General features: G+C 64.3%; 26 protein-coding genes. 9 read left to right on the plus strand and 17 right to left on the minus strand.

The window, feature by feature from the left end; genetic code table 11:
- Window positions 1-155: 155 nt before the first annotated feature.
- The 4 genes from ABIB49_RS05135 to ABIB49_RS05150 form a co-directional block, all read right to left on the minus strand.
- Window positions 156-323 carry a DUF3117 domain-containing protein gene (locus ABIB49_RS05135; RefSeq protein WP_160664543.1) on the minus strand — a complete coding sequence of 56 codons (168 nt, stop codon included), beginning with the start codon at window positions 321-323 and terminating at the stop codon, window positions 156-158.
- A 232-nt stretch (window positions 324-555) separates the two neighbouring features.
- Complete coding sequence (locus ABIB49_RS05140) at window positions 556-1,803, minus strand: putative hexosyltransferase (RefSeq protein ID WP_502913767.1); 1,248 nt, start codon at window positions 1,801-1,803, stop codon at window positions 556-558.
- 68 nt (window positions 1,804-1,871) lie between these two features.
- Window positions 1,872-2,222, minus strand: a complete 351-nt coding sequence (locus tag ABIB49_RS05145) for a DivIVA domain-containing protein (RefSeq protein ID WP_226776107.1) — start codon at window positions 2,220-2,222, stop codon at window positions 1,872-1,874.
- Between the two features lie 47 nt (window positions 2,223-2,269).
- Entirely contained in the window at window positions 2,270-3,016 is a 747-nt protein-coding gene (locus tag ABIB49_RS05150) for an LOG family protein (RefSeq protein WP_502913768.1), read from the minus strand.
- Between the two features lie 384 nt (window positions 3,017-3,400).
- Between ABIB49_RS05150 and ABIB49_RS05155 the strand changes: the two genes are divergently transcribed.
- The 4 genes from ABIB49_RS05155 to ABIB49_RS05170 all read left to right on the plus strand — a co-directional run bounded on the left by ABIB49_RS05155 (window position 3,401) and on the right by ABIB49_RS05170 (window position 6,653).
- On the plus strand, window positions 3,401-4,156 hold the full coding sequence (locus tag ABIB49_RS05155) for an amino acid ABC transporter ATP-binding protein (protein ID WP_226776105.1): 756 nt from the start codon (window positions 3,401-3,403) through the stop codon (window positions 4,154-4,156).
- Between the two features lie 59 nt (window positions 4,157-4,215).
- Window positions 4,216-5,103, plus strand: a complete 888-nt coding sequence (locus ABIB49_RS05160) for a glutamate ABC transporter substrate-binding protein (protein ID WP_253032297.1) — start codon at window positions 4,216-4,218, stop codon at window positions 5,101-5,103.
- A 90-nt stretch (window positions 5,104-5,193) separates the two neighbouring features.
- Window positions 5,194-5,844: an amino acid ABC transporter permease gene (locus ABIB49_RS05165; RefSeq protein WP_226776103.1), complete on the plus strand. Its 651-nt coding sequence runs from the start codon at window positions 5,194-5,196 to the stop codon at window positions 5,842-5,844.
- Window positions 5,841-6,653, plus strand: coding sequence for an amino acid ABC transporter permease (locus tag ABIB49_RS05170; RefSeq protein WP_226776102.1), 813 nt, complete (start codon window positions 5,841-5,843; stop codon window positions 6,651-6,653). The genes ABIB49_RS05165 and ABIB49_RS05170 overlap by 4 nt, the downstream gene beginning before the upstream one ends.
- 81 nt (window positions 6,654-6,734) lie before the next feature.
- Here the strand turns inward: ABIB49_RS05170 and dapE are convergent, their stop codons facing one another.
- Window positions 6,735-7,889, minus strand: a complete 1,155-nt coding sequence (gene dapE / locus ABIB49_RS05175) for a succinyl-diaminopimelate desuccinylase (RefSeq protein ID WP_282359649.1) — start codon at window positions 7,887-7,889, stop codon at window positions 6,735-6,737.
- Window positions 7,890-8,025: 136 nt separating this feature from the next.
- Here dapE and dapD point away from each other — a divergent pair, with 136 nt between their 5' ends.
- Together dapD and ABIB49_RS05185 are read left to right on the plus strand one after the other, a co-directional pair.
- On the plus strand, window positions 8,026-9,036 hold the full coding sequence (gene dapD / locus ABIB49_RS05180) for a 2,3,4,5-tetrahydropyridine-2,6-dicarboxylate N-succinyltransferase (RefSeq protein ID WP_226776100.1): 1,011 nt from the start codon (window positions 8,026-8,028) through the stop codon (window positions 9,034-9,036).
- Between the two features lie 69 nt (window positions 9,037-9,105).
- Window positions 9,106-9,957, plus strand: a complete 852-nt coding sequence (locus ABIB49_RS05185; RefSeq protein WP_226776099.1) for a hypothetical protein — start codon at window positions 9,106-9,108, stop codon at window positions 9,955-9,957.
- A gap of 42 nt (window positions 9,958-9,999) precedes the next feature.
- Here ABIB49_RS05185 and ABIB49_RS05190 read toward each other — a convergent pair whose 3' ends face one another.
- The 5 genes from ABIB49_RS05190 to fdxA all read right to left on the minus strand — a co-directional run bounded on the left by ABIB49_RS05190 (window position 10,000) and on the right by fdxA (window position 14,481).
- Window positions 10,000-10,611, minus strand: a complete 612-nt coding sequence (locus tag ABIB49_RS05190) for a hypothetical protein (protein WP_226776098.1) — start codon at window positions 10,609-10,611, stop codon at window positions 10,000-10,002.
- 57 nt (window positions 10,612-10,668) lie between these two features.
- Window positions 10,669-11,307, minus strand: coding sequence for a TetR/AcrR family transcriptional regulator (locus tag ABIB49_RS05195; protein ID WP_226776097.1), 639 nt, complete (start codon window positions 11,305-11,307; stop codon window positions 10,669-10,671).
- A 175-nt stretch (window positions 11,308-11,482) separates the two neighbouring features.
- Window positions 11,483-12,766 carry a citrate synthase gene (locus tag ABIB49_RS05200; protein ID WP_226776096.1) on the minus strand — a complete coding sequence of 428 codons (1,284 nt, stop codon included), beginning with the start codon at window positions 12,764-12,766 and terminating at the stop codon, window positions 11,483-11,485.
- 228 nt (window positions 12,767-12,994) lie between these two features.
- Window positions 12,995-14,143, minus strand: a complete 1,149-nt coding sequence (gene dapC, locus ABIB49_RS05205) for a succinyldiaminopimelate transaminase (protein WP_226776095.1) — start codon at window positions 14,141-14,143, stop codon at window positions 12,995-12,997.
- A gap of 11 nt (window positions 14,144-14,154) precedes the next feature.
- Window positions 14,155-14,481, minus strand: coding sequence for a ferredoxin (gene fdxA, locus ABIB49_RS05210; RefSeq protein WP_226776094.1), 327 nt, complete (start codon window positions 14,479-14,481; stop codon window positions 14,155-14,157).
- Between the two features lie 167 nt (window positions 14,482-14,648).
- Between fdxA and ABIB49_RS05215 the strand changes: the two genes are divergently transcribed.
- Window positions 14,649-14,900 carry a putative acetyltransferase gene (locus tag ABIB49_RS05215; protein ID WP_226776093.1) on the plus strand — a complete coding sequence of 84 codons (252 nt, stop codon included), beginning with the start codon at window positions 14,649-14,651 and terminating at the stop codon, window positions 14,898-14,900.
- Window positions 14,901-15,050: 150 nt separating this feature from the next.
- Here the strand turns inward: ABIB49_RS05215 and ABIB49_RS05220 are convergent, their stop codons facing one another.
- Window positions 15,051-15,530 carry an endonuclease domain-containing protein gene (locus ABIB49_RS05220; RefSeq protein ID WP_354156799.1) on the minus strand — a complete coding sequence of 160 codons (480 nt, stop codon included), beginning with the start codon at window positions 15,528-15,530 and terminating at the stop codon, window positions 15,051-15,053.
- A 105-nt stretch (window positions 15,531-15,635) separates the two neighbouring features.
- Between ABIB49_RS05220 and ABIB49_RS05225 the strand changes: the two genes are divergently transcribed.
- Window positions 15,636-16,055, plus strand: coding sequence for a hypothetical protein (locus tag ABIB49_RS05225; RefSeq protein ID WP_354156800.1), 420 nt, complete (start codon window positions 15,636-15,638; stop codon window positions 16,053-16,055).
- Between the two features lie 104 nt (window positions 16,056-16,159).
- Here ABIB49_RS05225 and ABIB49_RS05230 read toward each other — a convergent pair whose 3' ends face one another.
- Together ABIB49_RS05230 and typA are read right to left on the minus strand one after the other, a co-directional pair.
- Window positions 16,160-16,537 (minus strand): hypothetical protein, encoded by a 378-nt coding sequence (locus ABIB49_RS05230; RefSeq protein ID WP_226776091.1) that lies wholly within the window; start codon window positions 16,535-16,537, stop codon window positions 16,160-16,162.
- Between the two features lie 34 nt (window positions 16,538-16,571).
- Window positions 16,572-18,500: a translational GTPase TypA gene (gene typA / locus ABIB49_RS05235; protein ID WP_226776090.1), complete on the minus strand. Its 1,929-nt coding sequence runs from the start codon at window positions 18,498-18,500 to the stop codon at window positions 16,572-16,574.
- 269 nt (window positions 18,501-18,769) lie between these two features.
- On the opposite strand from typA, the gene ABIB49_RS05240 reads away from it, so the two are divergent.
- On the plus strand, window positions 18,770-19,660 hold the full coding sequence (locus ABIB49_RS05240) for an SGNH/GDSL hydrolase family protein (protein WP_354156801.1): 891 nt from the start codon (window positions 18,770-18,772) through the stop codon (window positions 19,658-19,660).
- Between the two features lie 81 nt (window positions 19,661-19,741).
- Here ABIB49_RS05240 and ABIB49_RS05245 read toward each other — a convergent pair whose 3' ends face one another.
- The 4 genes from ABIB49_RS05245 to ABIB49_RS05260 form a co-directional block, all read right to left on the minus strand.
- Window positions 19,742-21,454, minus strand: coding sequence for a dipeptide ABC transporter ATP-binding protein (locus tag ABIB49_RS05245; protein ID WP_354156802.1), 1,713 nt, complete (start codon window positions 21,452-21,454; stop codon window positions 19,742-19,744).
- Window positions 21,455-21,465: 11 nt separating this feature from the next.
- The gene (locus ABIB49_RS05250) at window positions 21,466-22,455 is read right to left on the minus strand and encodes an ABC transporter permease (RefSeq protein WP_226776087.1); all 990 of its coding nucleotides are present in this window, start codon (window positions 22,453-22,455) and stop codon (window positions 21,466-21,468) included.
- The gene (locus tag ABIB49_RS05255) at window positions 22,445-23,374 is read right to left on the minus strand and encodes an ABC transporter permease (protein WP_226776086.1); all 930 of its coding nucleotides are present in this window, start codon (window positions 23,372-23,374) and stop codon (window positions 22,445-22,447) included. Before ABIB49_RS05255 ends, ABIB49_RS05250 begins: the two co-directional genes overlap by 11 nt.
- Window positions 23,375-23,593: 219 nt before the next feature.
- Window positions 23,594-25,231 (minus strand): peptide ABC transporter substrate-binding protein, encoded by a 1,638-nt coding sequence (locus tag ABIB49_RS05260; protein ID WP_226776085.1) that lies wholly within the window; start codon window positions 25,229-25,231, stop codon window positions 23,594-23,596.
- Between the last annotated feature and the right edge of the window lie 248 nt (window positions 25,232-25,479).

Raw genomic sequence — 25,479 nt, forward strand, 5'->3', positions numbered from 1 at the left:
TCGCCCCCCCCGGGGCGGGGTGGGGGGGCCCGCTTAGTCGGGTGCCCGGGCCCCCCCCGGGGGGGGGGGGGGGGGGGGGCCCCCCCCCCCCCGGGGGGGGGGCCCCCCCCCCCCGGGGGGGCCCCCCCCGCCCGCTGTTAGAGCATTCAGCGAAGCTATTCGGTAACGCCGACGAGGCATTCCTTCAAATTGGCAGCTTCAGCGGAGTTGAGTTCGACCACGAGCCGTCCGCCACCTTCGAGCGGCACACGCATGATCAAGCTTCGTCCTTCTTTGGTAACTTCCATCGGGCCGTCGCCGGTGCGTGGTTTCATTGCCGCCATAAGGAATATCCCCTCCATTAGTCCAGTGACATACCAGCCCGGCCGGGCTGCGTCCGCTTAGTCAATCAAGCTGCCCGGCGGCCGTGATGGGTACCATCAGGGCCACATACTCAGTTTGCTTCTTGTCCTTGCTTACCAGCTATTATCGCGTAACAACGCGGCTGTAGCTAATCGCTGGACTTTCCGACGCGCCGCGCCGCACCGGGCCGGCTGCGCCCAAAGGTGCTCCGCGTCACGGCGGATAGTCCCCTCCGCCGGGCAGTGGCGCCCAGGCCCACAGCCACACGATCCAGACCATCTGCAGCAGCAGGAACATGATCACCAGGGTGCCGCGGTAAGCGCGGGACCGGGAGATGAAGGCTGCGCCGAGGGCCAGCGGGAAGAGCGGCAGCAGCATCCGGAACGTGCTGGTCTGGGGGTGCAGGAAGACCAGCAGGTAGCCCAGGTAGCAGACACACCACAGCCGCAGTTCAGCGCCCAGCGCACGCACGGGGCGGGACATCATGGCCGCCGCGAACAGCGCAACGAAAGCGAAAGGCGCCAGCACCCCAATAACCGGTCCGAAGAGCAGAATTCCGGTGTCGAACCAGGGTTTTAGCGCCACCAACTCCTCGCCGCGCCAGACGGTTTCAGTTTTTGTATAGGCCTGCAGGTCGCCGGTAACGTACCAGGCGATTACCGGCCAGGCGAGGGCGCCGATTCCGCTGACCGCTGTCAGCCCGCCGAGCGACCAGAGTTCGGTCCTGCTGTGGGTGGCCGCCAAGGACCACTCCGCGGCGCCGGTCCCGGGACCATCCCCGAGGGCCGGCCGGCGGGTGCGGGGGTGTCGCCGCCACACCCGGAAGAGGAACAGCATCCCCAGCATCGCGGCGAAAGGCACCCCGGTGGGCCGGGACAGGCACATCAGTACTACGGCCGGCATGGCCCACAGGTAGCGGCGCTCCATCACCAGCAGCAGGGCGGTGGACAGCAACAGCAGGTTCAGCGACTCGGCGTAGGGCACCTGGAGCACCGGCGACACCGGGAAGGTGGAAACCAACACTGTTCCCCACAGCGCGGCGCCGGGTGTGGCCCGGAGCCGGAAGAGCCGGTAGATGACAAGTGCCGCACCCAGACCGCAGAGCATGGCAATAAGCGTCAGGGCGAACGCGGGGGTCATTCCGGTCAGCCCGGCGACCACCCGGCCCAGCATGGGAAAGAGCGCGTAGAACGCCCACGCGTTCTCCTGAACGTTTCCGGCACCGTCCGTCGGCAAGACGTCCGGGTAGCCGTTTTGGAGTGCTTCGCCATACCAGCGGGCGTCCCAGATATTTATGAACGACCAATAGTCCGGCTTCGCCGGGAACCAAGGATTGGGGCCCTGGTGCAGGGCGGCGGCCATAAAAATGCAGGCACTGATGAACCGGGCGGCGGCGTAGAGCCCGGCCACCTGGGCCCACCATGGCCAGCCCGCCAGCCGGGCAGCCAGCCCGACAGCCAGCCCGGCTACACCCCGCCTGGCCGGAACATGCTCGGCCGCCGGCGCCCGGGCCTGCGGCGGTTCACTTCTCACGGTTCCCGCCGACGGCGTGCGAGTTCAGCGCCAAGATCCGCGATGGTGCCGTCTTTGGCGGCGAGCTGGTCCCGCAACTCATCGAGCACCTCGTCCACCTGGTCCATCCGGTAACCGCGAAGGGCCACAGCAAAACGCAGCCGGTCGACGTCGGACGGCACGGCCTGGGCCGGAAGCAGCACCGGCGGAAGGTTGGCAACCGGCTGGTCGAAGCCGTCATCGAGGGCGTGCAGCTCGCCGGAGTCTGTGCCCCGGCGGCCGCGGAAGATCTTCGACGCGTTGCCGGTGCCAAGGAGGAACGCGGCGCCGGTCAGCGCGACCGCAAGAAGGACCAGGAAAAAACTCACTCTCCCATCGTGCCAGACGGGCGCTCCTCCGGCGGGCGGGCGGGCGGTCAGCCGCGCGTGCCGCCGGCTGTTTCTGGGCCGGAGCCGTTTACCGTTCCGCTGGAGGTGCTTGTCCCGTTGGGATTCCGGTGCCGTGCGGCGCCCTCCACAACCAGCGCGACCGCCAGGGCCGGGTCGTCCACGACCTGCAGCAGGTCCAGATCCTCCGCTGACATCATTCCCTCGGAGACCAGCGTGTTTTGAATCCACGCCAGCATCGGCGCCCAGAAGTCTGAGCCGATCAGGACAATCGGGAAGGAGGTGACTTTCCGGGTCTGGACGAGGACCATAGCCTCGAAGAGTTCATCAAGTGTCCCGAGGCCGCCCGGGAGCACAATGAACCCCTGGGCGTACTTCACGAACATGGTTTTGCGGGCGAAGAAGTAACGGAAGTTGATACCCAGGTCCACCCACTGGTTCATCCCCTGCTCGAAGGGCAGTTCGATGCCGAGCCCCACAGACACCCCGTTGCCCTGCACTGCGCCCTTATTGGCTGCCTCCATCGAACCGGGGCCGCCGCCGGTGATCACGGCCAACCCGGCTTCTGCCAGCTGACGTCCCACTTCGACGGCGAGTTCGTAGTTAGTGCTGCCGGGTACGGTCCGGGCCGAGCCGAATACGCTGACCGCCGGGCCCAGGTCCGCCAGCGCACCGAACCCTTCGACAAACTCGCTTTGGATCCTGAGGACACGCCACGGGTCGGTGTGGACGAACTGGCCCGGACCCTTCGTATCCAGCAGCGTGCTGTCGGACATCGTGACTTTGGCAGCTTTGCGCCGCAATTCCAGCGGACCCTTACGCCGGATCCCGGCGGCCGGCGGCGCGTCACCAACGCTGGCTGGCGGCTGTCCGGCGCCTGCGCCGGGTGTGTTGCCGGCTGTCGTTGCGGCGCCGGCCGGCTGATCGTGCTGCTGCGAATCTGTACTCATGCCCACAGGGTAGCGCGGATGCCCCGGCCCACCGGCTCAGCCCCGCGGGGACACCGCTGCGCGCAGTGCCGGTCCGCAGCGCAGCGCAGCGCCGGAGGTTACCCGAGGTTGCCCCAGAGTCTCTGACCTGCAGGTATCTCTTCAATTACGATCCGTAGGAAGTAGGAGTGATTGCGGTCATATGCCGCCGATGTTCGCTAGATTCTTCTTATGACTACTCAAGTGCCCGGCGATGCTCTCGTCTCCCTGAATGCCGTCAATAAGCACTACGGCCAGTTGCACGTGCTGAAGGACATCAACCTGAACGTCCGCAAGGGCGAGGTTGTTGTTGTCATCGGACCGTCGGGATCCGGCAAGTCCACGCTCTGCCGTGCCATTAACCGCCTCGAAACGATCGACGACGGCGTCATCACCATTGACGGAAAGGAACTGCCCGCCGAGGGCAAAGACCTCGCCAAGCTGCGGGCCGACGTCGGAATGGTGTTCCAGTCCTTCAACCTCTTCGCGCACAAAACGATCCTGGAAAACGTCACGCTCGGGCCGATTAAGGTCAAGGGCGAGTCCAAGGCGCAGGCCGACAAGGAAGCTATGACGCTGCTGGAGCGCGTCGGCGTCGGACATCAGGCCCCAAAACTCCCCGCCCAGCTTTCCGGCGGACAGCAGCAGCGCGTCGCGATCGCCCGGGCCCTGGCCATGAAACCCAAGGTTATGCTCTTCGATGAGCCCACCTCGGCCCTTGACCCGGAAATGATCAACGAAGTCCTCGACGTGATGGTCCAGTTGGCGAAGGACGGCATGACCATGATCGTGGTAACGCACGAGATGGGATTCGCCCGCAAGGCAGCGGACCGCGTGGTGTTTATGGCCGACGGTGAAATCATCGAGGACGCCACGCCTGAGGAGTTCTTCACCAATCCCAAAACCGACCGCGCCAAGGACTTCCTGTCCAAGCTGTTGACCCATTAGCCGACCATACGATTCGCATCCTGGCCGTCCACCAATGGCCCTCCAATGAAAGGAATGCCATGAAGGCATTTTTGACCCGTAGGAAATCCCTGTTGATCGCAGCATCCGCTGCAGTAGCCCTCGGCCTGAGCGCTTGCGGCGGCAGCAGCAGCACCACCACCAGCGCCCCGCCGGTCGCCGAGAAGCCGAGCTTTGCAGCCGACACCACCATGGCGAAGCTCTCCTCGGCAGGCAAGATCACCATTGGCACCAAGTTTGACCAGCCGCTCTTCGGCCAGAAGGGCCTGGACGGCAAGCCGGTGGGCTTCGACGTCGAAATCGGCAAGGCCATCGCCGGCAAGCTGGGCATCCCCGCCGACAAGATCGAGTGGGTGGAAACGGTGTCCGCCAACCGCGAGGAATTCATCAAGCAGGGCAAGGTCGACATCATCGTCGCTACCTACACGATCAGCGACAAGCGTAAAAACGAGGTCGACTTCGCCGGACCGTACTACGAAGCCGGCCAGGCGCTGATGGTGAACAAGGACAACACCTCCATCACCAAGCCCGAGGACGTCAAGGGCAAGAAGGTTTGCTCCGTGACCGGCTCAACACCGGCCGGCACCATCGTGGAGAAGTACGGAGCTGAGCTTGTCCCGGCAGCAACCTACTCCGCCTGCCTTGAGCCGCTGCGCAACAAGCAGGTTGAAGCCATCACCACCGACAACGTGATCCTCGCCGGATTTGTCGACAAGGAGCCGGAGGCCTTCAAGCTGGCTTCTGACCAGACGTTCACCAAGGAGCCTTACGGCATCGGCCTGAAAAAGGGCGACACCGCCTTCCGCGGCTGGATCAACGACCAGCTCGAAGCGTTTGCCAAGGACGACACCTACAAGAAGGCTTGGGAAGGTACCGCGGGCAAGGTCATCAAGACCGTCCCGGAACTCCCCGCCATCAACCGCTACTAGCCGGTGTGGCGGCGGCAAGTGCCTTGACCGGCGCGGGCCGCCGCCATTTCCGTCTTCCGCCTGGCCCCCTCAACGCAGCTGAAGGACCCTATGGACGTCATCATTGAAAACCTCCCGGCGTATTGGGACGGATTTCTCAGAACCCTTTTTCTTGCCGTCGTTTCCGGCATTATCTCCTTGATCGTCGGTACCCTGCTGGCAGCAGCCCGCGTCTCCCCGGTGGCGGCGTTGCGGGGGTTCAGCATGTTCTATGTCGAAATTGTCCGCAATACCCCCCTGACGATTGCCTTCTTTTTCGCCGCCATTGTGCTGCCGCGGTTGGGTGTGACGTTCCAGCAGTTCGAAGTTGCCGCGATCATCGCCCTGAGCGCTTACACCTCCGCTTTTATCGCCGAGGCCGTCCGGTCCGGTGTAAACAGCGTTCCAGTAGGCCAAGCTGAAGCTGCACGCAGTATCGGTATGGGTTTCGGCCAGGTGCTCTCCCACATTGTCCTGCCGCAGGCCCTGCGCACCGTGATTCCACCGATGATCAATATCCTGATCGCCCTCGTGAAGAACTCCTCGGTTGCCGGCGCCTTTTTTGTCCTTGAACTCTTCGGCGAGGGCAAGCAACTGGCGAACGCCAATGGTGACAAGGTTCTTTGGGTCCTTGCCGGAGTCGCTTTCTTCTACCTCCTGATCACTATCCCGCTCGGCATCTTTGCCGCCCGCGTTGAACGAAAGGTGGCGATCGCCCGATGACTTCCGTTCTCTACGACGTCCCCGGGCCCAAGGCCCGCCGCATCTCTTTGATCGCTTCTGTCATCGGTGCGCTCCTGATCGCCGGGCTGCTGGCCTTGGCTATCGCCACCCTTGCCTCGCAGGGGATCTTCGAGGCGCGCCGCTGGGAAATCTTCGGCAATCCCGACGTCTGGAAACTCATTGGCGACGGGCTTGGCGCCACCCTGACCGCAGCGGCCGTCGCTGCCGTCATTGCCTTCCCGCTGGGCCTGGTCATTAGCCTGCTGCGGATTTCCTTGGTACCGGCGATCCGGATTCCGATCCGGGTTGTCCTGGAATTCCTGCGCGGCATGCCAGTGGTGCTGATGATGTTCTTTGTACTGCTGGTGTTCGGGACCAGTTCCTACGTCGCCGTCGTTGCAGGGCTCGTGCTCTACAACGCTGCGATCTTCGCGGAGATCATCCGCGCCGGCGTCCAGTCGCTGCCTAAGGGCCAGCGTGAAGCAGGCCTGGCCATCGGCCTGACCAGCTTCCAATCCCGTATGTTCATTGAATTGCCGCAGGCGATCCGCCGGATGCTGCCCTCGCTTGTAGCCCAGCTTGTTGTTCTTCTTAAGGACACCTCGTTGGGGTACATCGTGGCGTACGGTGAGCTCCTGCGCGCCGTGCAGGTCATGGCGGACTTCCTCGGCCCGCAGTTCCTCTTCCCCATCTTCTTTGTGGCCGCGGCGATTTACATCCTGATCAACCTGGCAGTATCCCGGTTGGCCATCTGGATCGAACGCCGTGGCTCGAAAAAAGCAGCCGGCGGTATGGCCAAGGCCAGGTAGCCGTCGACACCAAATAGTTCGCTCGCAGCACGAAAAAGGTCCGGAACCAGGGTTCCGGACCTTTTTTGCTGTTTGGCGGTGCTAGCCGGCGAGCCAGCTCCGCAGCGCACGCAGGCATTCGCGGATCGCATCGGCCTCGACATGCTCGTTGTCCTTGTGCGCCAGCAAAGCGTCCCCCGGGCCGAAGTTCACCGCGGGGATGCCCAACTCACTAAAGCGGGCGACGTCGGTCCAGCCGTATTTTGGTTTCGGCTCCCCACCCACGGCAGCCACGAAGGACGCGGCGGCCGCGTGGTTCAGCCCGGGCCGGGCGCCCGCTGCAGCGTCGGTGCGAACGACGTCGAATCCCGCCAGCAGCTTCCTGACGTGCTGTTCGGCGTCGTCCGGGGATTTGTCCGGGGCGAAGCGATAGTTGATTTCGACAACGCAGCGGTCCGGGATGACGTTTCCGGCGGTTCCGCCGTTGATTTTCACCGCGTTGAGGCTCTCGCGGTAGTCCAGCCCGTCCACGTTGATGGTGCGGGGTTGGTACTCGGCGAGCCGGGCAAGGATTGGCGCGGCTGCGTGGATTGCATTGCTGCCCATCCAAGCGCGGGCCGAATGCGCCGCTTCGCCAACGGTGGTCACCTCGAAGCGGATCGTGCCGTTGCACCCGCCCTCGACCGTCCCGTCCGTGGGTTCCAGCAGGATCGCGAAGTCCCCGTCCAGCAGGCCGCCGTGGTTACGGACCAAGCGGCCCAGTCCGCTCTTGACGGCCTCAACCTCTTCGTGGTCGTAGAAGACGAACGTCACGTCCTTGTCCGGCTCCGCGCCTGCGTCGAACAGCCCTGCCGCGAGGGCCAGCTGAACCGCGACGCCGCCCTTCATATCGGTGGCACCGCGCCCGTAGAGAATCCCCTTTCCGGGCGCGCCCGAGGGCCAGTAGGACGGTACGGTACCAAGGGAGCCGTCCGTCGCGGGCAGCGGCACCGTGTCCAGGTGCCCGGCCAGGATAACCCGTTCGGCCCGGCCCAGATTGGTCCGGGCAATGATTGCGTCACCGTCGCGGACCACGTCCAGCCCGTTGATGGCACGCAGGGCATGCTCCACCGCGTCGGCCAGTTCCCCCTCAGCGCCGGAAACACTGTAAATGTCGATCAGCTGCGCTGTCAGCAGGGCAACGTCCTGGTGCAGGTCCAGGCGGGCGGCAGCGTGGGTGCGGGCGTTTGGGTGCAGGTTCGGGTCCGGGGCAGTCACCCTCCCACTTTATCCGCTGGCCTCCCTGGCCGTCCCGCGTATGCGGCATTCCGGGTAACCCCGTCAGCGTCAACCACCCGGTCATGTGGAAGGTGCCGGTTTCGGCCACCGCAGCCGCCGTCGATACACTGGGAACATGACTGAAACCGCTTCTTCCGCCGTGCCCGCCGACGCCCGCTCCGCCTACGGATACGGCGTTGCCACGATCGCGACCGGCAACGGTGCAGCCACCGTGCTGGATGTCTGGTTCCCGGCCCCGGCCCTGGGGACTGCGGCCGAGAGCCTCCGGGATGTAGCCAACGCGGACCAGGCGCTCCTCGAGATCGCCTCGACCGGCGCTGACGCTGACCGCGGCACCGAGCAGAAGGTCGTGTTCGTCCAGATCCACCTTGACGAAGCGCCCGCCGATACCGCAGACGCCTACTTGCGCCTGCATCTGCTCTCCCACCGCCTGGTCAGGCCGAACAGCATCAACCTGGACGGGATCTTCGGCAAGCTCCCCAACGTTGTGTGGACCAGCTTCGGGCCGGCCGCCGTTGAGGGCTTCGAACTGACCCGCGCCCGGCTGCGCAGGCGCGGCGCCGTCACCGTCTACGGCGTGGACAAGTTCCCCCGCATGGTCGACTATGTTGTCCCCTCCGGCGTGCGGATTGCCGACGCCGACCGCGTCCGCCTCGGTGCGTACCTGGCTGAAGGCACCACAGTGATGCACGAAGGATTTGTGAACTTCAACGCCGGTACGCTCGGCAGCTCGATGGTCGAAGGCCGTATTTCGGCCGGTGTGGTCGCCGGTGACGGGTCCGACGTCGGCGGCGGCGCCTCGATCATGGGGACCCTGTCCGGCGGCGGCAAGGAAAAGATTTCGCTGGGCGAACGCGTACTGCTGGGCGCCAATTCCGGGGTGGGCATCAGCATCGGCGATGACTCCGTCGTAGAGGCCGGCCTGTACGTGACGGCCGGCACCCGCGTCCGCGTGGTCGGCGCCAATGACGCCGACGGCGAAGACACCAGCCGGATCGTCAAGGCCGTTGAGCTCTCGGGTGTGCCCAATCTACTGTTCCGCCGCAACTCCTCCACCGGCGAGGTTGAGGTCCTCCCCCGTAAGGGCCAAACCGTTGAACTCAACGAGGCACTTCACGCAAACTAGGCCGGGGTGCGCAAAGATAAAACCGTCGGCAGAATACCGCGGCCCCGGCAGGGCCTGAGGGAGTAGTTCGTGGCACGCAGAGGCAGCTTGCGCCGTCGGCTTGTGCTGCTGCTGACCCTCGCGCTGGTCGCCGGCGGGATCTACACGGCCGTGACCTTCCTGCAGCGCTCGGAAGTCCTTATCACCGAACGTTGTACAGCTGTGGGTGGCAGCAGCGATGATCTTGCCGCGGATCAGGCCGCCAATGCCGGCTTGATCGCGGCCGTCGCCGTCCGGCGGGGCCTCCCGGCCCGGGCGGCCAGTATTGCCTTGGCCACGGCAATGCAGGAGTCCAAGCTCCGGAACATCGGCCACGGCGACGAAGCCGGCCCGGACTCGCGTGGCCTCTTCCAGCAGCGCCCCTCGCAGGGCTGGGGCACAACGGATCAGGTGATGGATCCCCACCATGCGAGCAACGCCTTCTACGATGCCCTGGTGAAGATCCCGGGCTTCCAGAACATGGCCATCACCGACGCCGCGCAGCGCGTCCAGCGATCGGCCTACCCGAACGCTTACGCGGCGCATGAGCCGATGGCCCGTGCTTTCGCCTCCGCACTGACCGGACAGACCCCCGCGGGCCTCGACTGCACCCTGCGGGACCCCGATGCGGCGGGCGACCCGGCCGCCGTGCAGGACAGGCTGACCGCCGACTTTGGCGCAATTCCTGCCACCACGGAGGCCCGGAGCCTTGTACTGGAAACCGAAGGTGCCCAGGCGTGGGCCGTCGCCCAGTGGGCGGTTGCCAACGCCAAGGTCCTCTCCGTCACGGAAGTCCAGGTCGACGGGCGCCAATGGAGCAGGCAGAAGCGCAACGGCTGGCAGCCGGCGGAAATGCCGGCCGGGCTTCTCAGGATCACCGTCGCCGAAGAGCCGGCGCGCTAAGCGGTGAGTTCGGTCCGCATGCAGTGCACGGACCGGCGGAACTCAGACCAGCAAATCCACCACGGGCTGCACAAAGCTGCGGAACAGCTCCGGCTGGGAGAGCAGCTCAGAGCTCATCACGATCTTGTCCGGCTCCAGATACCAGGCCCGGGGTTCTGCAAGTGGAAGTTCAATGATGGTCAGGGTGAAATCCCTGGCGGCCCGGCCCACCTCGAGCAGCCTGTCATCCACCATGTCCTGCAGCAGCTGCACCGACCCAGCGACTTCACGTTCAGCTTCCAACGTCAGGTACTCGCCGCGGCGTTCCCGGGCCCAGGACAGCGCAGCTCCAAAATGCGCCTGGAGTACCCGCCGGAGGGCAGGGGAATTGCCGAAGTCACGGAAGCCGGGCGGACCCAGTTCCGGCGACATCTCGGGATGCGCTTTCAGGAGTTGTTCCCACCACGCCTCCCATTCCGTCCTCAGCGCGCTAACCCCGCCCACCTCCGCGATGAGGTGTGTGTGGTCAGCGGGCCGGATTTTCGGCGCCGCGTGGCATAGGGCTGGATGCCCGGCGCCGTCCAGCCCGGCCGCGTCGCGAAGGTACAGTGCAATGAGCATGGGACCCGAAGTATCCATGGTGATCCGCCAACCCGGCCCGCCTGTGTGGTGCATCCAATTGCCTCCTTGGCACGACGTACGACTCCAGTGTATTCCTCGCGTCAGCCCAGGTTAATGGCTACCGGGGTGGCTGCCCAGTCCGGTGAGATGGGCCTCCAGCACGTCGCTGCATACCTGCGCGGTCATCCATTCGGGCTGCAATAACGCGTGCATGGTGAGGCCGTCGAGGGTGGCCAGCAGCCGCTCAGCTTCGGTGACCAAACGCTGCTCGTCCTGGCTGGCGTCGGTTCCGGCCGCGGACGAAAGATCCATCACGAGCCGTCCGACGATCGCGGCGACGGCCCGGTGGCTCCGGTCTGCCTCCGCGGCGAGGAAAGGCTTGGTCCGCGCTGCGTTCTTAAAAGCCATCCAGACGCAGGCGTCGACAGCGCGTTCCTCGTCGAGCGGAAGGAACTCGCCCAGCAGGGTTAACACGCCCCGATGGTGTTCCGGGGTCCCGGGCCGGGTCCCGGCGAGGCGCTCGTCGGCGGACTCCAGCCTGCCGACGACCCGGTCCACAACCACTCCGAACGAATGGGCCAAAAGTTCGTCGCTGCTGGCGAAGTAATGGCGGACGGATCCGACAGCCAGTTCGGCCTCGTCTGCGACTTCGCGCAGCGACGCCCGTTCAAGTCCATCGGCTGCGACAATCCGGAAGACCGCTTCGACAACTTCCTGGCGCCGGATTGCGGCGTCGACAAATTTGGGCATTATTCCTTTTTAGCACGAATGTGCCCGCACGACGCCGGGGCGCACCGGCAACCGGCGTCCCACCTCGGCAAATGGTCACCACCGGACCCATGGGCACCATCCCGAGGAGAGATATATACGACGCCGGCCGCTCACCTCGTGGGGTGAGCGGCCGGCGTCGTACTTCTTGAGTGCATTACACGGAGGGGTAGTTGCGCTCCGGCTCGCCGATGTAGAGCTGCCGCGGACGGCCGATCTTGGTGTTGGGGTCACTGATCATTTCACGCCACTGGGCGATCCAGCCCGGCAGACGGCCGATCGCGAAGAGCACGGTGAACATCTTCTCGGGGAAACCCATGGCCTTGTAGATCAGGCCGGTGTAGAAGTCCACATTCGGGTAGAGCTTGCGCTGGATGAAGTAGTCGTCATTCAACGCCTTCTCTTCCAGGCGCAGGGCGATCTCGAGGAGTTCGTCGTTGCCGCCGAGCTTCGTGAGGATCTCGTGCGCCGTCGCCTTCACGATCTTGGCCCGGGGGTCGTAGTTCTTGTACACACGGTGTCCGAAGCCCATCAGCCGGACGCCGTCCTCCTTGTTCTTGACCTTCTCCATGTAGTCCTCGGGCTTGGTGCCGTCGGCCTGGATCTGGCGGAGCATCTTCAGTACGGCCTCGTTGGCGCCGCCGTGGGCAGGGCCGAAGAGGGCGTTGATGCCTGCGGAGACGGAGGCGAAGAGGTTGGCGTTGGAGGAACCAACGAGCCGGACCGTTGACGTCGAGCAGTTCTGCTCGTGGTCCGCATGCAGGATCAGGAGCAGGTCCAGTGCCTTGGCGACGACCGGGTCCACCTCGTACTGCTCGGCGGGCAAGCCGAAGCTCAATCGCAGGAAGTTCTCCACAAGGTTGTGCGAGTTGTCCGGGTAGAGCATTGGCTGGCCGATGCTCTTCTTCAGGGCGTACGCGGCAATAACCGGCATCTTGGCCAGCAGCCGGTAGGTGGAGACCTCCACCTGCTCGGCATTAAAAGGATCCAGCGAGTCCTGGTAGAACGTGGAAAGTGCGGACACCGCGGAGGACAGTACCGGCATCGGGTGGGCATCACGCGGGAAGCCGCTGAAGAAGCCCTTGAGCTCCTCGTGGAGCAGGGTGTGGTGGCGGATCCGCTGGTCAAAGGCTTCCAGCTCAGTGGGGGTCGGCAGGTTGCCGTAGATCAGCAGGAAGGAAACTTCCAGGAAGCTGGAGTGCTTGGCGAGCTGTTCGATCGGGTAGCCGCGGTAGCGCAGGATTCCGGCATCACCATCGATGTAGGTGATGGCGGAGGTGGTTGCCGCAGTGTTCATAAAGCCGGGGTCAAATGCAACGGCACCGGTCTGCTTCAGCAGCTTGGAAACGTCGTAGCCTTCGTTTCCTTCTACAACCTGGATGCGCGGGAGTTCAAGCTCTCCGCCGGCGTGCCGCAGGGTTGCGCTGGTGGTCTCAGTCATGGAGTCTCCTCTGAGGCCTCGGGGCCTCTGTAGAAAGCTGGTCCAACTTCTGGTGAAGCTGCCCACGGAACCTGTTTTAGCCACGGATTCCAACGGCTGCGCTGCCTTCTTGTGGAAAGCCACCATTGATAGTCAGTTAAAAACTACCGGCAGATCCCGGGTGGCACTAATCCAAGGCCACCAGGGACCGACCTAAACGCACCGGATGTGGCACGTGTCACAGCATTCCTACGGCCCCACGGCCAAACGGGCGGCCGCCGCGTCGATCCGTTCGTCACTTGCCGTCAGCGCAACCCGGATAAATCCGTTGCCCGCGTCACCGTAAAACACGCCCGGTCCCACTACGATTCCGCGGTCAGCGAGACGGCCGACGGTCTCCCAGGTGGCCTCTCCGGCGGTCGCCCAGAGGTAGAGACCTGCCCGGGACTCGTGAATCGCCAGCCCAAACCGTTCCAGTGCTGGCACAATGCGTTCACGGCGGCCGCGATAAAGGTCCTTTTGCGCCTGCACATGGACGTCGTCGCCGAGGGCGACGCGCATGGCTTCTTGGACCGGGTACGGAACGATCATCCCGGCGTGCTTGCGGCTGTTGACCAAGTTCGCCACGATGGCGGGGTCGCCAGCCACAAAAGCCGCGCGGTATCCGGCCAGGTTGGACTGTTTGCTCAGCGAGTACACAGCCAGGAGTCCCTCATGGGAGCCCTCCGCAACCTGGGGATCCAGGATACTGGGGACCGGGGAGCCCCCGCGCTGAACGTCCCATTCGCCCCAGCCGAGTTCGGCGTAGCACTCGTCCGAGGCGACGACGGCGCCGAGTTCGCGGGCCTGGCGTACGATGCGGCGCAGTGATTCGGCATCGCGGACGCTGCCGGTGGGGTTCGCCGGCGAGTTGACCCAGACCAAGCGCACCCGTGCCCGGGTTCCGGCATCGAGTTGATCGAGGTCGTCGGCCGGGACGTGCTCTGCCCCGGTAAATGTGGCACCGATATCGTAGGTGGGGTAGGCGACTGTGGGTCGGACAACGACGTCGCCCGGCTTCAGGCCGAGCAGGAGCGGGAGCCAGGCCACGAGTTCCTTGGAGCCCACCGTGGGCATAATGTCCTGTGGATCCAGGCCGGGGACGCCGCGTCGGCGTTCGAACCATGCCGCGATGGCTTCCCGGAGCTCTGCGGTGCCGTGGACTGTCGGGTAGCCGGGAGCGTTTGAGGCTGCACGCAGTGCTTCCTGCACCACCTCGGGAGTGGTGTCCACCGGGGTTCCGATGGACAGGTTGGCGACTCCCCCGGGGTGTTCTGCGGCCCTGGCCAGATACGGTGCCATGGCCTCCCACGGATAGTCGGGCAGGCTGAGACCGAAGTTTCGCAGCGCAGGTGCCACCGGGAACCGCCTTAGTTCTCTTGGTTCTGCGGAGGCAGGACAGCGATCATCGGGTGGTCCGTGTGGGTATTTCCGACCTTTGCGGCCCCGCCCGGGGACCCCAGCTCATCAAAGAATTCGACGTTGGCCTTGTAGTAGTCCGCCCACTCCTCGGGAGTGTCGTCCTCATAATAGATGGCTTCGACGGGGCAGACCGGCTCGCAGGCACCACAGTCCACGCACTCATCGGGGTGGATGTACAGGGAGCGTTCACCTTCATAGATGCAATCGACTGGGCATTCTTCAATACATGCCTTGTCCTTGACATCTACACACGGCTGCGCGATTACGTAGGTCACGTCCCTGGCCTCTCCACGTTGGTTCCGGCGGCTGCCGGATTACTGCTCCCGGCCTGAGCGCCGGGCTGCTGACTTCTGAGCCTATTATCTCCCAGCCGGTTCCCGCGAACCTAGCCGGGCGTCACACGGGCCCGTCCGATTGAATCAAGCCACCCTAGGATGAACAAGTGAGTTCACCGATGCCTTCGCCCCAAGAGTTCCTGGCCACCGCCGAGCCCGGCACCCGGGTGGTGGTCCGATACCGGATTGAGGGCGGATTCACAGATGCCCTGGGCGAGCTCATTGCGCGCGACGACGACGCGTGCACCGTCCGGACCCGCCGTTCCGACGACGTGATCCCCTTTCGGTTGGTGGTGGCCGCCAAAGAGGTCCCCCCTGCACCGCCGCGCCGGACCCCAACCGGACATGCCCTCCCGTGACCGTGGCCACTGGACATATCACCACTATGCCCACGACGCGCCGCCTCCAGTGGACATGCCCACCGGTTCGGCCCGCGAAAAGTGCACATGTCCTCCGCTAACCCGACCGCACTTGGCCCGCACAATTCCCCAGGCAGGGCATGTCCATTGCTAGGCGGCGACGGACGACCTGTTCAACGCGTCCCGAACCATGCCGATGAATTCCTCGGGCCGGTTCAGGAGTAACGAATAGCTGACGACAAGGATCGGTATGCCCCGCCGGGTCATCACGTTCCACCGACGCCGGTCCTCCTCGAAGCTTGTCCGGTCCATGTGGAAGCCAGCGCCGTCCGTCTCAATGCCAAGCTTGCCGTCCACCATAAGATCGATATGACCCATTCCGGGGATATTGACCTGGGACTCGACATGGAATCCGGCGCTCCGCAGCCAGTACCGGGCCATGCATTCGATGATGGACTGCGACTGCGGGACGATGGCGGACACGATTCGGCGCTCCCTCTCATCGTTTCGGCCACTCAGCCTGAGCCGCAGCCCGGACAGCGGTACGCCTTTGAGGGCGACGGCCGACTCCGCAATCACCAGGCCGTCAAGGTCCGGCAGGCATCGCAGGCTTTGAACGACAGTGTCCACCAAAGTGGGCGGCGCAGCGGACCGGTGGCATACGAAACCGGAGTAGCTGCGGCTATGGGGAACCGCGACATGAGGAAGCACTGGCGTCTTAAGAACCCACAGACCATGGAACTGCGCGGCCGTTGCACACGCAGGCTCGGCCGGCAGCGACCGAATGGCGATAAGCCGGGCATCGGCGGTGGTAAGCGCGTAAACGCCGCGGGCCACCCGGGATACGGCACCCGAGCCGAGCGCAGACTCGAGCTGAAAGCTCTAGACACCGGCGGCAGCGAGGTGTTTGGCGCGGGCGACGCCGTCGTATTTTGCCAGAACATCTATGGCAGTGACCATAAAAAAAGCGTGGCACCCGAGCGAACGGTCGGAACAGTGCCGTTCAACGCCATGTGCAAAAGAACGGGTCAAGCGTTCCGGGCAATTGCCGAACTTGTTCTGCGGTCAAGAATGAGCATGTCCGCAGCCGAAGGGGTGCCCAAGGGGTACCGAAGGATGAGCATGTCCGCCGCCGCGGACGACGGATGGATATAGTGCCCTCATGCGCACGCGTGGCACCGAAGAATGGGCATGTCCGCCGCAGAAGGGCACCGAAGAATGGGCATGTCCGACGGGCGAGAGGGTGCCGAGCAGCGGGCCTACCCCTGGATGCGCCGGTAGCGCAGACCCCACACCAGCATGCCGACGGTGACCACCGCGATGCCGTAGATCCAGAGGCTGCCGGCCAGGTCGCCAATGATCAGCCGCCTGCCGTTCTCCAGGGTGGACCACCAGCCCGTCAGCGCGTAGCAGATGACTCCGCAGACCGCCGTCGGAAGGGCGGAACGAAACCTGGCGCTGAGCCACAGCTCGACGGCGCCAAGCAGGACCAGCGCCGCAACCGCGCCCCACGGCACCTCGACGCCGCCCACCAGGATGTCCTGCCCATGCAGCGCGGTGCCCGCGAGGGCAACAAAAAGAGCTGCCGGCACGGCGGCGGCAATACCGCCTGCCATGCCGGCAGCTCCATTATTCACAAACCATCCTTCGTGACAGCGACGGGCGCTGTGACTAGACCTTCGCGCGTGCCCGGTTGGACTTGGCGCGCTGGTTGACGTCCAGGATGAGTTTCCGGATACGGATGGATTCCGGCGTCACCTCGACACACTCGTCTTCGCGGGCGAATTCGAGGGACTCTTCGAGGGTCAGGTCGCGCGGCGGCGTCAGGTTCTCGAAGGTGTCGGAGGAAGCCGCACGCATGTTGGTGAGCTTCTTTTCCTTGGTGATGTTGACGTCCATGTCGTCGGCCCGGGAGTTCTCGCCGACGATCTGGCCTTCGTAAACCTCGGAGGTGGGGCGGACGAAGAATGATCCGCGTTCCTGCAGGTTGATCATGGCGAACGGTGTAACAACACCTGCGCGGTCAGCGATCATCGAACCGTTGGTGCGGTACTCGATCGGACCGGCCCAAGGCTCGTAGCCCTCGGAGATGGACGCCGCGATGCCGGCGCCTCGGGTGTCAGTGAGGAACTTGGTACGGAAGCCGATCAGGCCACGGGCCGGAACGATGAATTCCATCCGGCACCAGCCGGTGCCGTGGTTCGCCATGTTCGTCATGCGGCCCTTACGGGCGGCCATGAGCTGGGTGACGGCGCCGAGGTACTCTTCCGGCACGTCGATGGTCATGTGCTCCATCGGCTCGTGCACCTTGCCGTCGACGGTCTTCGTGACCACCTGCGGCTTGCCGACGGTCAGTTCGAAGCCTTCGCGGCGCATCTGCTCAACCAGGATGGCCAAGGCGAGCTCACCACGGCCCTGGACTTCCCAGGCGTCCGGGCGCTCGGTCGGGAGCACCTTGATGGAGACGTTACCGATCAGTTCCTTGTCCAGACGGTCCTTGACCTGGCGGGCCGTGACCTTGGCGCCCTTGACCCGGCCGGCCAGCGGCGAGGTGTTGATACCGATGGTCATGGAGATGGCCGGATCGTCAACAGTGATCAGCGGCAGCGGCTGCGGGTTGTCCACGTCGGTCAGGGTCTCACCGATGGTGATCTCCTCGATGCCGGCGACGGCGACGATCTCGCCGGGGCCGGCGGACTCGGTCGGGACACGGTCCAGGGCCTTGGTGGCCAGCAGCTCGGTGATCTTGACGTTCTTCATTTCACCGTTCGCGCGGGCCCACGCAACGGTCTGGCCCTTGCGCAGGGTGCCGTTGTAGATACGCAGCAGTGCCAGGCGGCCCAGGAACGGGGAGGCATCCAGGTTGGTGACGTGCGCCTGGAGGACACCGTTCGGGTTGTACGTCGGCGCCGGAATGTGCTCAATGATGGCCTTGAACAGCGGCTCGAGGTCTTCGTTCTCGGGAGCCGAACCGTCTGCGGGCTGTTCGAGGGAGGCGCGGCCAACCTTGGCAGCGGCGTAGACAACGGGGACGTTGAGGATCTTGTCCAGGTCCAGGTCCGGAACTTCGTCGGCGAGGTCTGAGGCCAGGCCCAGGAGGAGGTCCATGGATTCGTGGACAACTTCTTCGATCCGTGCGTCAGGACGGTCGGTCTTGTTGACCAGGAGGATCACGGGCAGGTGGGCCGCGAGCGCCTTGCGCAGGACGAAGCGGGTCTGCGGCAGCGGGCCTTCAGAAGCGTCAACGAGGAGGACGACGCCGTCAACCATCGACAGGCCGCGCTCAACCTCGCCACCGAAGTCGGCGTGGCCGGGGGTGTCGATGACGTTGATGGTGATGGTCTCGCCGTTGGAGGACGGTCCGTTGTAGGCCACCGTGGTGTTCTTGGCCAGGATGGTGATGCCCTTTTCGCGCTCGAGGTCACCGGAGTCCATCACACGGTCTTCGAGGTGGTTGTGTGCGGCAAAGGAGTTGGTCTGCTTGAGCATGGCGTCGACCAGAGTGGTCTTGCCGTGGTCAACGTGGGCCACGATCGCGACGTTGCGCAGGTCACTGCGCGATGCAGTGGCTACCGCGGTGTTGGTGGTGGTTTCAGACATGCGTAATTGCTCGATTCAGTGGTGAAGTCAGCTGTTGTATCGCGACATTTCCAACCGGAACGCACGACGGATGCGCCCCTTTGGCACAGGGCACCTTCTTCCATTCTAAACGCTTGGGCATTTATTGGCCTAAAAACCCTCATTCCGGTCGGAAGGCCGGGTCAGGCACCACGGGAAATCGAGCGTTGACTGTGAGTAAAGTCACTGGCTTTTCCGTCCCTGATGCCCCATGCTTGCTCTGACAGCAGCAGCCAGCTCGGAGACATCAAATGCGCATCGCCCCGGCCCTGTCCCGCTTGGTTGCCCCGATAATCGCCGCAGGCGTCTTGGTGGGAGGCTGCGGGCAGATTCCCCCCGCCACGACCGCCAGCCCCGGTGCGGAAGCCGTCACTGGCCCTTCCGTCCGGAATGCCCAATCGGCAATTCCGGGCAGCCTGCGGCCCGGAACCGTCTTCCGGAATCCGGCCAGCGGCCGCAATGAGATGGTCGTGGCGGACATCTCCCGGACCGCGGTGCTGATTGGTGATTCACAGTCCGAACCCACATCGTCCTGGCCCCGGAGAGCACTGGCCAGCCTGGGATACGAGGTCCATTTCTGCGGCCGCGGGGGCACCGGCTTTGTCGCATCCAACGGAGCGACTGGTAACTACATCGACGCCCTGCAGCACGGTGACTGGCTGCTGCCCTACGGCTCACCGCCTCTTGTTGTGATCGAAGGCGGCGGCAATGATGCCTCCCGCGGGGCAAGCGATGCGCAGATTTCCGCCAACGCCGAGCGGCTGATCGCCAGCATCCGGCAACGCTACCCCGACGCACGGCTGGCCATGGTGGGGACCCTCGCCCGTGGGACGGCCAACGGCGGAGGACGCCGCAGCGAAGTCAACACGCTGCTGGGCACTGTGGCGGCCAGGAATTCAATCCCCTTTGTGGGCGTCGGCGACTGGTTGACGCGTTACAACCTCACCAATTCCATGGCCGACGGAGTCCACATGAACCCCGCAGGGCACACGGCACTGGGTCTTCTGCTGGCCGGCCGGCTGGACGACCTGGGGTTCAGGTCCGCGGGCAACGGGCAGGCGGGCTCCGGGCAGGCGGGTTCCGTGTCAGCGGGTTCAGTGCAGGCGGAATCCGGTTCGACCGAATCCGCCGCCGGCCGCTAAGAACGCAGGCGTTAAACGGCAGGAGCCGGTGACCGCCCGCAGGCGGACACCGGCTCCTGCCGTGTGCTTCGGTCAATCAGCTCATGCCACTTCCGGAGGCAGCATCAGCCGCGCACCCGGGATGGCGTTGAGCAGCGCCTTTGTGTAGTCCTGCTGCGGCGCGTCGAAGACCTCATCCGTGGAGCCGGTCTCGACCAGCCTGCCCTTCTCCATGACGCAGACGTGGTCCGCGATCTGCCGCACCACCGCGAGGTCGTGGGTGATGAACAGGTAGGTCAGACCCAACCGTGACTGCAGTTCCGCGAGCAGGTTCAGCACCTGGGCCTGCACCAGGACGTCGAGGGCCGAGACGGCCTCGTCGCAGATGATGACCTCGGGGTCCAGCGCCAGGGCACGCGCGATCGCCACGCGTTGACGCTGCCCGCCGGAGAGCTCGTTCGGATACCGCTGCATGGTGGACTGCGGCAGTGCCACCTGATCCAGCAACTCCCGGACCTTCTTCTCGCGGCTGGCCTTGTCCCCGATCTTGTGGGTCCGCAGCGGCTCCTCAATGGTCCGGAAGATGTTGTACATCGGGTCCAGGGAACCGTACGGGTCTTGGAAGATCGGCTGCACCCGACGGCGGAAGGCGAAGATTTCCTTGCTGTTCAGCGTGGAGGTGTCCACGCCGTCGAAGATAATCTTCCCCGCCGTGGGCTGCAGCAGGTTCAGCACCATCTGCGCCACCGTGGACTTGCCGGAACCCGACTCCCCCACAATTGCCGTTGTGGTTCCGCGCCTGACGCTGAAGGAGACATCGTCGACGGCGGCGAAGTCCGTCGACTTCCCGAAGCCGGAACGCAGTTTGAAGACCTTTGTCAGGTTTTCAATCCGGAGGACTTCCTCCGTCATGGCCGGCTCCACCACAACGTCCGTTGCGGGCGACAGGACGTCAGCGCTTTCGACACCCAGTTCCTTCGCGACCTGGATGCGCCGGGATGCGAGTGAAGGAGCCGAAGCCACCAGCCGCTGGGTGTAGGGGTGCTGCGGGTTCTGCAGCAGCTCCAGTGACGGCCCGGATTCCACGACCTGGCCGCGGTACATCACCACGACCTTGTCGGCGCGTTCGGCGGCGAGGCCCAGGTCGTGGGTGATGAGCAGAACGGCCGTTCCGAGTTCGGTGGTCATCTTGTCCAGGTGGTCCAGGATCTGGCGCTGCACGGTCACGTCCAGGGCCGACGTTGGCTCATCGGCGATCAGCAGCCGCGGCTGGCAGGACAGGCCGATCGCGATCAGCGCGCGTTGGCGCATGCCGCCGGAGAACTCGTGCGGGTATTGCTTGGCCCTGCGGGCGGCGTCGGGCAGCCCGGCCTGCGAGAGGACCTTGGCGACGTCGTCCGTACCGCTGGGCAGGCCGTTGGCCTTGAGTGTCTCCCGAACCTGGAAACCGATCTTCCAGACCGGGTTCAGGTTGGACATCGGGTCCTGCGGGACCATGCCGATGCTGCTGCCACGCAGTTTGATCATCCGCTTCTCGCTGGCGTTGGAAATATCCTCGCCGTCGAAAAGGATCTGCCCGGCCGAGACCCGGCCGTTGGAGGGCAGGAGCCCGATGGCGGCCAGCGCAGTCGTCGACTTGCCGGAGCCTGACTCACCGACGATGGCGACAGTCTCGCCGGGCATCACGGTGAGGTGCGCGTTCCGGACCGCATTGACGTCACCGTTGCTGGTCGCGAAGGTGATGGCCAGGTCGCGGATTTCCAGCAGCGGCCGCACAACGGTCTCCGCTTCGTGAATTTCGACAGAGGCGTTCATGGCGTCCCCTTTCATCGCTTGCGCGCTTTCGGATCCAAGGCATCACGGAGGGCATCGCCCAGCATGATGAAGCTCAGGACGGTTATGGACAGGGCGATGGCCGGGTAGAGCAACGGCATGGGGTTGGAGCGCAGCGATGACTGCGCCGACTGGATGTCGTTACCCCAGGACATAACGCTCGGCGGCAGCCCGATGCCAAGGAAGGACAGCGTGGATTCGGCCACGATGAAGGTGCCAAGCGAGATCGTGGCCACCACGATGATGGGGGCGAGCGCGTTGGGCATCACGTGGCGCAGGAGCGAGCGGAACCGGGAAACGCCCAGCGACCGCGCAGCCGTCACGAAGTCCGCGTTCCGGACCTCGATCACGGCACCGCGGGTGATTCGGGCGATCTGCGGCCAGCCGAAGATCACCAGGATTACCACCAGGGACCAGACGTTCCGGTTGGCCCGGAAAACGGGCAACTGGGTCAGTACGATGGCGCCGAGGATCAGCGGAAGGGCAAAGAAGATGTCATTGATGCGCGCCAGAATGGCGTCCACCCAGCCGCCGTAATAGCCGGCCAACGCGCCCATAACGCCGCCAATGACAAGCACGCCGATGGTGGTGAACAGCCCCACGATCACCGAGGACTGGGTCCCGTAGATCACGCGGGCATACACGTCGCAGCCCTGCCGGGTGAACCCGAGCGGGTGGCCTGCAGAGGTACCACCGTTGGAGTTCGCCAACTGGCAGGCCTCCGACTGCGGATTGATCGGGGAAAACAGCCCCGGGAAGACGCTGACCAGGACAACAACAACTATCAGGAACGCGGAAATCAGGAACAGCGGCTGGCGGCGGAGGTTTTTCCAGGCCTCCCCCCAGAGGCTCAGCGGCGCATTCTCGTCCTTGACCTTGTCGGTGACCTGGAGCGGGGTCTCGTCGAGGTCTGCGACGAAGTGTTCAGCCTCGCGGCCGGGCTGCGGCTTCCGGGCAGCGGGAACGGTGTTCTCAGGAGTCATAGCGGATCCTCGGGTCAAGCCAGGCGTAGAGCAGGTCAACGAGCAGGTTGGACACAACGTAGATCAGGACCAGGACGGTGACGATCGAGACCACCGTCGGACCCTCACCGGTTGTGACGGCCCGGTAGAGCCGGTTTCCGACGCCGGGAACGTTGAAGATTCCCTCAGTCACGATCGCGCCGCCCATCAGCGCGCCAAGATCAGCACCCAGGAAGGTGATCACCGGGATCAGCGAGTTGCGCAGGATGTGCACACGAACGACCCGTCCGCGGGACAGGCCCTTGGCGGTGGCTGTCCGGACGTAGTCCGCGCTCATGTTCTCGATCACGCTGGTCCGGGTCAGCCGGAGGACGTAGGCAAAGGAACCCAAGCCCAGCACGATGGCCGGCAGGATCAGGTCCTGGACGGTGGCGGCGGAGCTGACAGTGGGTTTGGCCCAGCCCAGCTGGACACCGATGAAGAACTGCATCAGGAAGCCCAGGACGAAGATCGGAATGCCGATCACGATCAGGGAAGCGACGAGCACCGTTGCGTCAAAAAGCTTGCCTTTGCGCAGGCCGGCCAGCAGGCCGAAGGCGATGCCGAAGACAGCTTCGAAAATGAGGGCCATCACGGCAAGCCGGGCTGTAACGGGGAAGACCTCGCCGAGCACGGTGGCGATCGGCCGGCCGGAGAAGTCCATGCCGAGGTCGAACGTGAGGATGCTCTTGAGGTACAGGAAATACTGGATCCAGAAGGGCTGGTCCAGGTTGTACTGGGCCCGCAGCTGGGCTGCCACGGACTCGTTGACCGGCTTGTCACCGAAGAGGGCGACGATCGGGTCGCCGGGAAGGCTGAAGACCAGGAAGTAGACCAGGAGGGTCGCTCCGAGGAAAACCGGGATCAGCTGCAGAAATCGCTTGAGAACATACGTCGCCATTAGCGGAGTACACCCCCGTCAGCGGGCATCCCGTTCAGGAATGCTGTGGAGTTGTTCATCGAAGAACCTTTTCACTATGAATACATGAGGGCGGCAGTGTCGTCCGTTGCCGGGGCCACGAATGGCTGCGCCCGGGAGCCGCGCCGTCAGGAGAGAAAGTTGTGGAAGCAGAACGACGGCGGAGGTGCCTTTCCAGGCATCCCCCGCCGTCGATCAGATTTACTTGCCGGTAATCGCGTAGTACAGCGGGACGCCGTCCCAGCCGTAGTCAACGTTGGTGACCTTGTCGCTCCAGCCGCCCTGGGCGACCTGGTACCAGAGCGGGATCGCCGGGAGGTCCTGAAGCAGGATCTCCTGCGCCTTGTTCATGGCCTTGTTGCCGTCGGCAACCGTGGCTGACTTGAGGCCGTCGGAGATGGCCTGGTCAAACTTCGTGTTGTTGTAGCGGGCATCGTTGGAGCCTGCGCCGGTCTTGTAGATCGGGCCGAGGAAGTTGTACAGCGACGGGTAGTCGGCCTGCCAGCCGGCGCGGATCGCACCGGTCAGTGTGGCTGCGGTGGCGTCATTGCGGACTTCCTTGAAGGTGGCGTAGGGCTTGCCTTCGATCTTGATGCCCAGGGTGTTCTTGACCTGGTTGACGAGAGCCTCAACCCATGCCTTGTGTCCGCCCTTATCGGCGTTGTAGGCAATCGTGAAGGTCTGGTTGGCATCCCACTTCTGGATGGCGTCGGCCTTGGCCCAGGTTTCCTTGGCCTTGTTGGCGTCAAACTTCAAGACGTCGGAACCCGGGATGGAGTCGCTGTAGCCGTCCAGCACCGGAGCCGTGAAGTCCTTGGCCGGCTGGCGGGCTTCGTTGAAGATCACCTTGGTGATCTCTTCGCGGTTGATGGCCATGGAAATGGCCTGGCGGCGCAGCTTGCCTGCCTCGCCGCTCCACTCCGGCAGGTACTCCGGGATGGCGATGGTCTGGTTACCGGCGTACGGCTTGTTGATGGTGCGGTCGCCGAGGTCCGACTTGAAGTTCAGCAGGGCGCTGGTGGGGATGGTCTGGAGGATGTCCAGGTTGTTCCCCAGCAGGTCCTGGTAGGCAGCATCGTCGTTCTGGTAGATCTTGAACGTCACGCCGGCGTTCTTGGCTTTCCGCGGACCGTTGTAGTCCGGGTTCGGCACAAGCTGGATCTGCACGTTGTGCTGCCAGCCGCCGTCGGCCAGCTTGTAGGGACCGTTGCCGACCGGCTTCTCGCCGAAGCCCTTAGGGTCCGCGAGGGCGCCGGAAGGAACCGGCACAAACGCAGTGTAGCCAAGACGCAGCGGCCAGTCCGACTCGGGCTGCTTCAGTTCCACGGTGAACGTCTGGTCGTCAACGACCTTCAGCCCGGACATGGTCTCAACCGTCGAGCCTTCAGCGCTGGCCTCGTCGTAGCCCTTGATGCTTTCGAAGAAGCCTCCGCTGAGCTGGGCGTTCTTGGCGGCTGCACCGAAGTTCCAGGAGTCAACAAAGGACTTGGCCGTGATGGCCTCGCCGTTGGTGAACTTCTGGTCCTTTTTGATCTTGATCGTGAAGTTCTGGCCGTCCTTGCCTTCAATGGACTCGGCGAGTTCGTTGACCGGCTTGCCGCTGGGGTCGTAGCTGACCAGCCCGGCGAAGATCATGTCGATGACCTTTCCGCCGCCGACTTCGTTCGTGTCGGCCGGCATCAGCGGGCGCTGGGGCTCCGAGCCATCGGCCATGATGACCTTGCTGGTATCGCCGCCAGTGGTGCCGCCGCCAGCGGTAGTGCTGCCGCCGCATCCGGTCAGGGCGAGGGCGGCGATGGCCACCATGCCCAGTGCTTTGGAAGTGCGCGAAAAACGCATTCCGCCTCCTATGAGTTGTGGGAGTTCTTGAGGGAAAACTTGTGTTTCCCCGCGGCCCAGGCACAGAAATATCCTGTGACGTGGGCTACATATGGCACTAGCCTAACCCCACACTGTCCAGATGATGGAACTCTGTTGCCAAACCGTGACACAACAAAAGCGTGACTTCTACCGTCACGCGCCAGGTATTTCAAGTCACACGCTACTGGCTGGTACTATTCGGCGCCGGGCGATCTTAGTTATCGTCG

Source organism: Arthrobacter sp. UYCu512 (assembly GCF_040547075.1).
GTDB lineage: Bacteria > Actinomycetota > Actinomycetes > Actinomycetales > Micrococcaceae > Arthrobacter.

Coding starts and splice junctions, on each gene's coding strand:
- ABIB49_RS05255 (WP_226776086.1), bottom strand. CDS start 23,374: ATGGCGACGTATGTTCTCAAGCGATTTCTGCAGCTGATCCCGGTTTTC.
- ABIB49_RS05150 (WP_502913768.1), bottom strand. CDS start 3,016: ATGTCCGACAGCACGCTGCTGGATACGAAGGGTCCGGGCCAGTTCGTC.
- ABIB49_RS05190 (WP_226776098.1), bottom strand. CDS start 10,611: ATGCACCACACAGGCGGGCCGGGTTGGCGGATCACCATGGATACTTCG.
- ABIB49_RS05245 (WP_354156802.1), bottom strand. CDS start 21,454: ATGAACGCCTCTGTCGAAATTCACGAAGCGGAGACCGTTGTGCGGCCG.
- ABIB49_RS05195 (WP_226776097.1), bottom strand. CDS start 11,307: ATGCCCAAATTTGTCGACGCCGCAATCCGGCGCCAGGAAGTTGTCGAA.
- ABIB49_RS05135 (WP_160664543.1), bottom strand. CDS start 323: ATGGCGGCAATGAAACCACGCACCGGCGACGGCCCGATGGAAGTTACC.
- typA (WP_226776090.1), bottom strand. CDS start 18,500: ATGTCTGAAACCACCACCAACACCGCGGTAGCCACTGCATCGCGCAGT.
- ABIB49_RS05170 (WP_226776102.1), top strand. CDS start 5,841: ATGACTTCCGTTCTCTACGACGTCCCCGGGCCCAAGGCCCGCCGCATC.
- ABIB49_RS05260 (WP_226776085.1), bottom strand. CDS start 25,231: ATGCGTTTTTCGCGCACTTCCAAAGCACTGGGCATGGTGGCCATCGCC.
- ABIB49_RS05225 (WP_354156800.1), top strand. CDS start 15,636: ATGGAACTGCGCGGCCGTTGCACACGCAGGCTCGGCCGGCAGCGACCG.
- ABIB49_RS05160 (WP_253032297.1), top strand. CDS start 4,216: ATGAAGGCATTTTTGACCCGTAGGAAATCCCTGTTGATCGCAGCATCC.
- ABIB49_RS05240 (WP_354156801.1), top strand. CDS start 18,770: ATGCGCATCGCCCCGGCCCTGTCCCGCTTGGTTGCCCCGATAATCGCC.
- ABIB49_RS05155 (WP_226776105.1), top strand. CDS start 3,401: ATGACTACTCAAGTGCCCGGCGATGCTCTCGTCTCCCTGAATGCCGTC.
- dapD (WP_226776100.1), top strand. CDS start 8,026: ATGACTGAAACCGCTTCTTCCGCCGTGCCCGCCGACGCCCGCTCCGCC.
- ABIB49_RS05250 (WP_226776087.1), bottom strand. CDS start 22,455: ATGACTCCTGAGAACACCGTTCCCGCTGCCCGGAAGCCGCAGCCCGGC.
- ABIB49_RS05200 (WP_226776096.1), bottom strand. CDS start 12,766: ATGACTGAGACCACCAGCGCAACCCTGCGGCACGCCGGCGGAGAGCTT.
- ABIB49_RS05165 (WP_226776103.1), top strand. CDS start 5,194: ATGGACGTCATCATTGAAAACCTCCCGGCGTATTGGGACGGATTTCTC.